Source organism: Bacillus hominis (assembly GCF_018332515.1).
Taxonomy (GTDB): Bacteria; Bacillota; Bacilli; order Bacillales; family Bacillaceae_G; genus Bacillus_A; species Bacillus_A hominis.
Map to the genome: position 1 here is coordinate 24,904 of NZ_BOQD01000129.1, position 8,371 is coordinate 33,274.

The 8,371-nt window shown below is 37.4% G+C and carries 7 protein-coding genes; 6 read left to right on the forward strand and 1 reads right to left on the reverse strand.

Annotated elements, in window-relative coordinates:
* Positions 1 to 166 precede the first annotated feature (166 nt).
* The 5 genes from accD to KI356_RS14305 all read left to right on the forward strand — a co-directional run bounded on the left by accD (position 167) and on the right by KI356_RS14305 (position 5,520).
* Positions 167 to 1,036, forward strand: a complete 870-nt coding sequence (gene accD, locus KI356_RS14285) for an acetyl-CoA carboxylase, carboxyltransferase subunit beta (protein ID WP_128280755.1) — start codon at positions 167 to 169, stop codon at positions 1,034 to 1,036.
* A complete protein-coding gene (gene accA, locus KI356_RS14290; protein WP_128280756.1) occupies positions 1,024 to 1,998 on the forward strand; it encodes an acetyl-CoA carboxylase carboxyl transferase subunit alpha in 975 nt (324 codons plus the stop codon). The genes accD and accA overlap by 13 nt, the downstream gene beginning before the upstream one ends.
* A 128-nt stretch (positions 1,999 to 2,126) precedes the next feature.
* Positions 2,127 to 3,086 carry a 6-phosphofructokinase gene (gene pfkA / locus KI356_RS14295; RefSeq protein ID WP_002034288.1) on the forward strand — a complete coding sequence of 320 codons (960 nt, stop codon included), beginning with the start codon at positions 2,127 to 2,129 and terminating at the stop codon, positions 3,084 to 3,086.
* Between the two features lie 53 nt (positions 3,087 to 3,139).
* The gene (pyk, locus tag KI356_RS14300) at positions 3,140 to 4,897 is read left to right on the forward strand and encodes a pyruvate kinase (protein ID WP_212935720.1); all 1,758 of its coding nucleotides are present in this window, start codon (positions 3,140 to 3,142) and stop codon (positions 4,895 to 4,897) included.
* Positions 4,898 to 5,130: 233 nt separating this feature from the next.
* The gene (locus KI356_RS14305) at positions 5,131 to 5,520 is read left to right on the forward strand and encodes an FxsA family protein (RefSeq protein ID WP_128280758.1); all 390 of its coding nucleotides are present in this window, start codon (positions 5,131 to 5,133) and stop codon (positions 5,518 to 5,520) included.
* A 552-nt stretch (positions 5,521 to 6,072) separates the two neighbouring features.
* On the opposite strand, the gene ytvI is transcribed toward KI356_RS14305, so the two are convergent.
* Positions 6,073 to 7,191 (reverse strand): sporulation integral membrane protein YtvI, encoded by a 1,119-nt coding sequence (ytvI, locus tag KI356_RS14310; protein ID WP_128280759.1) that lies wholly within the window; start codon positions 7,189 to 7,191, stop codon positions 6,073 to 6,075.
* Positions 7,192 to 7,768: 577 nt separating this feature from the next.
* On the opposite strand from ytvI, the gene KI356_RS14315 reads away from it, so the two are divergent.
* Positions 7,769 to 8,230: a DUF441 domain-containing protein gene (locus KI356_RS14315; protein WP_002112200.1), complete on the forward strand. Its 462-nt coding sequence runs from the start codon at positions 7,769 to 7,771 to the stop codon at positions 8,228 to 8,230.
* The last annotated feature ends 141 nt before the right edge of the window (positions 8,231 to 8,371 follow it).

An 8,371-nucleotide genomic window follows, 5' to 3' on the forward strand; every position in this document is an offset into this window, starting at 1 on the left:
TGACCATGACACGTTATGACAAACATTCTACCGCATAGCGGTTAAAGTTAAACGTAAAGAGAGAGGTTATTAGACAGATTGAGAAGATAAGGCTAACATCAAACTTTGGTGTTAGCCCCGTTTTCTTCTTACGCTAACCTTAGCTCTCAACGAAGGGGGTCAAATTGTGCTAAGAGATTTATTCGTGAAAAAGAAAAAGTATGCTGCAATACCTTCAGAACAAGTACGAAAAGATGTACCAGATGGCGTTATGACAAAATGTCCGAAATGTAAAAAAATCATGTATACGAAAGAAGTTCTGAAAAATTTAAAAGTATGTGTGAACTGTGGATATCATCATCCTATGAATGCATGGGAGCGCCTTGATAGTATATTGGACGAAGGGTCATTCCGTGAGTATGACAAAGAAATGGTTTCATTAAATCCACTCGAGTTTCCAGGATATGAAGAGAAATTAGAGAACGATCGTAAGAAGACTGAATTGAATGAAGCGGTTGTAACTGGTGAAGGAACAATTGATGACATGCTTGTTGTTGTTGCAGTAATGGATTCTCGTTTTCGAATGGGGAGCATGGGCTCTGTTGTAGGAGAAAAAATTGCCCGTGCGGTTGAAAAGGCATACGACTTACAAGTTCCATTTATTATCTTTACTGCTTCGGGTGGTGCCCGTATGCAAGAAGGTATATTAAGTTTAATGCAAATGGCAAAAACAAGCGTAGCTTTGAAAAAGCATAGTAATGCAGGAGGATTATTTATTTCTGTTATGACTCACCCAACGACGGGCGGGGTTTCAGCGAGTTTCGCTTCACTTGGTGATTATAATCTTGCAGAGCCAGGTGCACTTATCGGATTTGCTGGTAGACGTGTAATTGAACAAACAGTGCGTGAGAAACTACCGGAAGATTTCCAAACGGCAGAATTCTTACTAGAGCACGGTCAATTAGATGCGGTGGTGCATCGTGATGATATGAGAGAATCACTTCGCAAGATTTTAGAAGTTCATCAAGGAGGGGAAATGGCTGTATGGCAGAGCTAGAATTTGAAAAACCAGTTGTTGAGCTAAGAAATAAGATTCGTGAACTGAAAGACTATACGAAAAACAGCCAGATGGACTTCAGTGAGGAGATTCGTATTTTGGAAGACAAGCTAGAAAAATTAGAGGAAGATATATACGGCAATATGAAAGTATGGGACCGTGTTCAAATTGCTCGTCATGCAGAACGACCGACAACGCTCGATTATATTGAGCACTTATTTACTAATTTTTTTGAATGTCATGGAGATCGCCTATTTGGCGACGATGCAGCGATTGTCGGCGGCATTGCGAAATATAAAGGGATGCCTGTAACTGTAATTGGGCATCAGCGCGGAAAAGATACGAAAGAAAATATTCGTCGTAATTTTGGGATGCCTCATCCAGAAGGATATCGAAAAGCACTGCGTCTAATGAAACAAGCGGAAAAGTTTAATCGTCCTATTATTTGTTTCATCGATACGAAGGGAGCTTATCCTGGTAAAGCAGCTGAAGAACGTGGACAAAGTGAAGCCATCGCTCGCAATTTATTTGAGATGGCAGGTTTAACAGTACCTGTTGTTTGTATCGTTATCGGTGAAGGTGGTAGCGGTGGTGCGTTAGGTCTTGGAGTAGGAGATTACATTCATATGCTAGAAAATTCCACTTATTCTGTTATTACACCAGAGGGTGCGGCGGCAATTCTTTGGAAAGACGCTGGTAAAGCAAAAGAAGCTGCAGAAGCGATGAAAATAACAGCATTAGATTTGAAAGAATTAGGTGTAATTGACGAAATTATTCCAGAGGCAAAAGGCGGAGCGCATCGTAATATTTTAAAACAGTCAGAAAATATAGATTTAATGCTTAAGAAAACTTTTGAACAATTAAACGGAATTTCGAAAGATGAATTAATCGAAAAACGTTATGAAAAATATATGAAAATTGGGCAAGTTTCGTTTTCAAACGCTTCCATTGGGATAAAATAATAAAAGCGTGCGTTCCTCTTCGCGAATGCACGTTTTTATTATGAAAAGACACATCTTCTCCATTGTGTTTTTATATTTTTTCGTGTTATTTTATTATAAGGCAAATAATCTTTATGAGGTGAGTACAAATGAAACGTATTGGTGTATTAACAAGTGGTGGAGATTCACCTGGTATGAATGCTGCCATTCGTGCAGTTGTTCGTAAAGCGATTTTCCATGATATTGAAGTATATGGAATTTACCATGGATACGCTGGATTAATTTCTGGTCACATTGAAAAATTAGAACTTGGTTCTGTTGGCGATATTATCCACCGTGGTGGTACAAAATTATATACAGCAAGATGTCCTGAGTTTAAAGACCCAGAAGTACGACTAAAAGGAATCGAGCAATTAAAGAAACATGGTATCGAAGGACTTGTTGTTATTGGTGGAGATGGTTCTTACCAAGGTGCAAAAAAATTAACTGAGCAAGGATTCCCATGTGTAGGTGTACCAGGTACAATCGACAATGATATTCCTGGAACAGACTTCACAATTGGTTTCGATACAGCTTTAAATACTGTTATTGATGCAATTGATAAAATCCGTGATACAGCTACATCTCATGAACGTACATATGTTATTGAAGTAATGGGACGTCACGCTGGAGATATCGCATTATGGGCTGGTTTAGCTGATGGTGCAGAAACTATCTTAATTCCAGAAGAGAAGTATGACATGGAAGATGTTATCGCTCGTCTAAAACGCGGTAGTGAACGTGGCAAAAAGCACAGTATTATCGTTGTAGCTGAAGGTGTTGGAAGTGCAATTGACATCGGTAAGCACATTGAAGAAGCAACAAGCTTTGATACTCGTGTAACTGTGTTAGGTCACGTACAACGTGGTGGATCACCAAGTGCACAAGACCGTGTATTAGCTAGTCGTCTTGGCGCAAGAGCTGTTGAATTGTTAATTGCTGGTAATGGCGGACGTTGTGTTGGTATTCAAAATAATAAACTTGTTGATCATGACATTATCGAAGCGTTAGCTCAAAAGCATACAATCGATAAAGATATGTATCAATTATCTAAAGAATTATCCATCTAATCGGCTTAATGTCAGATATTTGGGAACGGTTTCATAATTTTCGGAGGTGCAATATGCGTAAAACTAAAATTGTATGTACTATAGGTCCTGCTAGTGAAAGTATTGAGAAATTAGAACAATTAATCGAAGCGGGTATGAACGTTGCTCGTTTAAACTTCTCTCATGGTAGCCATGAAGAGCACGGAGCTCGTATTAAAAACATTCGTGAAGCTTCAAAGAAAACTGGTAAAACAGTTGGTATTTTACTTGATACAAAAGGTCCAGAAATCCGTACTCACGACTTCGTAGACGGACAAGCTGAGCTTGTAACAGGTGCTGAAGTAGTTCTTTCTACTGAGCAAGTATTAGGTACTGCAGAGAAGTTCTCTGTATCTTACGCTGGTCTTTATGACGATGTTGACCCAGGTTCTCGTATTCTAATCGATGACGGTCTTATCGAACTAGAAGTAATCGAAAAAGCTGACGGAAACATCCGTACAAAAGTATTAAACAGCGGAACTGTAAAAAATAAAAAAGGTGTTAACGTACCAAACGTAAGCATTAAGCTTCCTGGTATCACTGAAAAAGACGTAAAAGATATCGTTTTCGGTATCGAGCAAAAAGTTGATTTCATCGCAGCATCTTTCGTACGTAAAGCATCTGACGTATTAGAAATTCGTGAATTATTAGAAGGGCATAACGCTCAATACATTCAAATCGTACCAAAAATTGAAAACCAAGAAGGTATCGACAACATCGATTCAATCTTAGAAGTTTCTGACGGTTTAATGGTTGCTCGTGGTGATATGGGTGTAGAAATTCCACCAGAAGAAGTACCATTAGTACAAAAGCGTCTAATCAAAAAATGTAACGTATTAGGCAAACCAGTTATTACTGCAACACAAATGTTAGATTCTATGCAACGTAACCCACGTCCAACTCGTGCGGAAGCAAGTGACGTAGCGAACGCAATCTTCGATGGAACAGATGCAATTATGCTTTCGGGTGAAACTGCTGCGGGTCAATACCCTGTAGAAGCTGTAACAATGATGGCTAACATTGCAGTACGTGTTGAAAAATCATTACAATATGAAGATATGTTCAAAAAACGTATTAAAGAGTTCACTCCAACAATTACAGATGCAATTAGCCAATCTGTTGCGCACACAGCACTTGCTCTTGATGTAGCTGCAATCGTAGCTCCAACAGAAAGTGGACATACTGCGAAAATGATCTCTAAATACCGTCCGAAATCTCCAATCGTAGCTGTAACAACTGACGAGCAAGTAGGACGTCGTCTTGCACTTGTTTGGGGTGTACAAGCATTTATGGCTGATAAGCGTGCAACTTCTACTGACGAAATGTTAGATACTGCAATTCAAACAGGTATGGATGCAGGTCTAATTGGACTTGGAGACACTGTAGTAATCACTGCTGGTGTTCCAGTTGCTGAAACTGGTACAACAAACTTAATGAAAATCCACGTTGTTGGTGAAGAAGTTGCTAAAGGACAAGGGATTGGTCGTAAAGCTGCAAAAGGTAAAGTAGTTGTAGCGAAAACAGCTGCTGAAGCTGTAGCGAACGTAAACAAAGGTGATATCCTTGTTACAACAAGCACTGATAAAGATATGATTCCTGCAATTGAAAAAGCTGCTGCTCTAGTTGTAGAAGAAGGCGGTCTAACAAGCCATGCAGCTGTTGTAGGTGTATCAATCGGTATTCCTGTTATCGTTGGTGTAAATGGCGTAACAACAACTTTAAAAAGTGGCCAAGAAGTAACAGTTGATGCAGCACGCGGAATTGTTTATAATGGACATGCGGAAGTGCTATAAGAAGTAATACGGAGAGAAGGGGTGGAGTCCTTCTCTTTTTTTTACACAAAAAGAGAGATAGATAGCTTGAAAAGCCTGAAAATGCTTTAAAAAGCGTTTCTTATAGAGTTTTAATGGGGAAAGGTTGTTTCTCTTTTGTGGAGCTTATAAGAGCGTTGTGAGTGCTTTAAAGATAATGTTAGAAGAGATAATGTTTGAGTTTTTTTGATCGAATATGAAAGGAGTGTGGAGCTGTGAAATGGTTGTTATTTTTACTTATTTTAATACCTGCGATTGAGATTACGGTCTTAATTGGATCAAGTCATGTAATAGGCTTATGGTCTACGTTCGCTATGATTGTATTTACAGGTATTGTAGGTGTGTATTTGGCAAAACGACAAGGGTTTAAAGTGCTTAGAGAGATTCAATTTAGGTTAAATAGAGGAGAAATGCCGGGTGATGCCGTCCTAGATGGTATTTTTGTCTTTATAGGAGGTATTCTTTTAGTACTTCCTGGATACGTGACGGATATAATAGGTTTTATCTTTGTTATTCCTGTAACGAGGGCTTTATTAAAGCCGCTTGTTATGAAGTGGATGGAATGGAAGTTTAGAAAGAAATCTACTATTATTGTTCAGAAATAGTGCTTAGATTATAGCGATCTAAGCACTATTTTTTTTATCCTGAAAAAGCCTAATTGGTGCCGGGGATTAAAGTGTTGTTTTATCCGGCCATTTGCCGGACAGTAAGACTCCTGCTTTAAAATTCGGCGAATGCGAGGAAGTTAGGTGGGGGATAATAATCAGTGGGGATGAACACCCCCGCTTTATTGTGTTCCTTATGTATTTTCGATTCGATATTTAATTCTTAACGTTATATATAAGATTAAGTAGCATTAAGAAATGGTATAAGAGTGGAAAAATTGTTGGTGAAAAGTCTTCTCTTATGTTATTTTGTATATTTATTCATTTACATAAAAAGTAATAAATGTAAGTAATAATTATGAAATAAATAGAATAAAAATGTAAAAATACCACGAAATATGCGTTTTCTATGCAAAAAACAAGAGAATTATCCTTTTTTAGGAAATCCTCTCGTTTGAAATGTAAGTAATATAAAAATAAGTACAATGAATAATCAGTGGGAATTTCCCACTGATTACAGTTGATGTTTTGTTGTGTATGAATTAGAAAATATTATTTTGATGGTGAGCCTTTAATGAATTTCCATAAGTCGTGGAATACATGAGCTTTGTGTAATGTATTAAGTAGTACTAATATGACTGGACCGATGATTAATCCTAAAAAACCAAAGAGCTTAAAGCCGACAAATAGAGCGATGAGTGTCGCTAATGGATCGAGTCCAATATTAGATGAAAGTACTTTTGGCTCCATGATTTGTCTTTGGACAATCACGACGATGTATAGGATGAGAAGACCGATGGCGAATGCAGTATCGCCTGTGAAAAATACGTATATAACCCAAGGAACGAAGACGGCTCCAGTTCCTAAATACGGGAGTAAATCTACAACCCCTGTAATAATCGCGATAGTAATTGCGTATGGCACGCGTAATATTAAAAGGCCGATTAGTACAATGATAGTTGTCATAGATACGAGTGTAAGTTGTGCTTTAACAAAACCAAACAAAGCTTTTCTTAAATCGACAAAAATAGTTTTTCCGTATCCATGTACACGATTAGGTAGAAGTTTTCTTACTTTATGAGCAAGACGATGCCAATCGTAACTAATGAAGAAAGTGGCTAATAAGACAAATACAAGGACAGTTAAAGTTGTTGGTAATGCACTAATGAAATTTGTTAACCCACTTATGATGGCGGTTAAAAGTTCTTTCATTTGTGTCGTTGCTTCGGTACCTAAGTTTTGAATGTTTTGTGTAATAGTGTATCGCTGTGGTTCTCCGAGATGATTAAATTTAGAAATTAAATCATCATAGAGAGGCATAATATGATTAAGTGCAAAATCTTGGGCGAATGCAACGATATCTGGAAACTTCACTGTAACAATTTGTAGTAAGTATGTTGTGGCAGAGATTGCTTCAGTTACAAGGTATGTAACAAGTCCAACGATAGCCCCGAATACGAGAATTAAGCTAACGAGTACCGATAACGCACGAGGAAATTGTAGTTTTTGATTAAGGAAATTGACGACAGGATTAATCAAATAAGCGAATGCAAAAGCAATAATAAAAGGGTAAATAAGGCCTGACATGTAAAGTAAGGCATAGAACCCAGCTACCGTTGCTACAATGACGAATATGAGTCGTAATATCATATATAGTAAGTTTCGGTTCAAAGATGTATACCTCCCATTCCAATTTGGATTATCCTAATTCGTTCAACTTATAACTAGTGAGATTCACTGATCAAAGTTTCACTTTATCCCGCTATTAACGGGCAGTAAACCTCCCACCCAAAAATGCGGCTGGAGCAAAGAAGTTAGGTGGGAGATAAACTGCCCGTAAAAGCCCGATTGGTGAAGGCTAATGATCAGTGGGAAATGCCCCCGCTGATCAAAGTTTCACTTTATGTTATAGTGGAATGATGGATTTAGCCTGCTTTTGTAGCGGATTCATGACTACAGAAGCCTGTTGGTGATGCTTCTACTATATGGTAAAAAATTCATTTTCTCTCCTTTTTATTTTACCTGTTTCTTATTATAAAAGAAAGGAGAGACATCCGCTTTTAAATGTATATGCATGCTTTATTTTTTCTGGTTAAAGTCTTGTTTGTAATTTTGAAATGCATATGAAAATCCATTCGTTTCTTTATTATAATTGACAAATATGAATCGATATAGCATGTATAACGATAGGTTTAAAGGTATTTTTGTTTGGAAACAAGTTCATTATTTTCAGAAAGGAAGTGCAATCATGATTAGTCAGTCAACGTTATTTTTATTCATACTACTTATTATAGGACTTATTGCTAAAAATCAATCGCTTACTGTAGCTGTTGGAGTGTTATTTTTATTGAAGTTTACGTTTTTAGGCGATAAAGTCTTTCCTTATTTACAAACGAAAGGAATTAACCTAGGTGTGACGGTTATTACAATTGCGGTGCTCGTCCCAATTGCGACGGGGGAAATAGGGTTTAAACAACTTGGAGAAGCGGCGAAATCATACTATGCATGGATTGCTTTAGCTTCAGGGGTAGCGGTTGCTTTATTGGCGAAAGGTGGGGTGCAATTATTAACGACTGATCCTCATATTACAACCGCACTTGTTTTTGGGACAATTATAGCTGTAGCTTTATTTAATGGAGTTGCTGTAGGTCCATTAATTGGGGCTGGAATTGCCTATGCAGTTATGAGTATTATACAAATGTTTAAATAAGGAATTTTATAGTAATATAAAATTTTTGAATTCTTTCTGTTCACAAAAGTCAGATAATTGTTTATAATAGGATTAGAAACTTTGAAAAGTTACATAACAGCAGAGACTTTACACCAGATAAAATAAAAACAACATAAAACA

Coding starts and splice junctions, on each gene's coding strand:
- accA (WP_128280756.1), top strand. CDS start 1,024: ATGGCAGAGCTAGAATTTGAAAAACCAGTTGTTGAGCTAAGAAATAAG.
- pyk (WP_212935720.1), top strand. CDS start 3,140: ATGCGTAAAACTAAAATTGTATGTACTATAGGTCCTGCTAGTGAAAGT.
- KI356_RS14315 (WP_002112200.1), top strand. CDS start 7,769: ATGATTAGTCAGTCAACGTTATTTTTATTCATACTACTTATTATAGGA.
- pfkA (WP_002034288.1), top strand. CDS start 2,127: ATGAAACGTATTGGTGTATTAACAAGTGGTGGAGATTCACCTGGTATG.